Genomic DNA, 466 nt, shown 5'->3' with positions numbered 1-466 from the left:
GGTCAATGAGCTGGAGGGCGGCAAATTCTTTCCCGCGACCCAAAGCGGGCTCAGAGATCCGGACGCGCCGGACGACGTCGCCAACGGCATGCCGCCGCGCGACGGCGAAATCGCGAGCGGCGGGCGCACGGCGGATGCCCGCGCGCAACTCAACGAACCCGATTCCGTTGCGCATTGGCAGAAACATGCGGTGCGATCGGGGCAATCGCTGCAAATCTCGTGGTCGTATTCGATGCCGCACAAGACGCGGCGCTGGACTTACTGGATCACGAAGCCGGGATGGGACACCCAGGCGCGGCTTGCGCGCGCGCATTTCGAGCCCGATCCGCTGAAGGTCTACCTGAACACGTATCAGCCGTACTGGGGGCCGGATGCGGACAAGGAGTTGATCCCCCAGGGCGAGACGATTCACGAATTCAATCTGCCGACTCGCACCGGCTATCACGTACTGCTCGCGGTGTGGGAC

The 466-nt window shown here is 64.2% G+C and carries 1 protein-coding gene; it reads left to right on the top strand.

The window, feature by feature from the left end; all coding sequences use genetic code 11:
- A partial coding sequence (locus J5M67_RS28315) for a lytic polysaccharide monooxygenase auxiliary activity family 9 protein (protein ID WP_207888659.1) occupies positions 1-466 on the top strand: 466 nt, incomplete at both ends.

The organism is Pseudomonas sp. 30_B (assembly GCF_017491605.1).
In the GTDB taxonomy this organism is placed as follows: domain Bacteria; phylum Pseudomonadota; class Gammaproteobacteria; order Pseudomonadales; family Pseudomonadaceae; genus Pseudomonas.
Note: the sequence above shows the minus strand (reverse complement) of the source record. Positions and strands in the feature narration are given on the sequence as shown.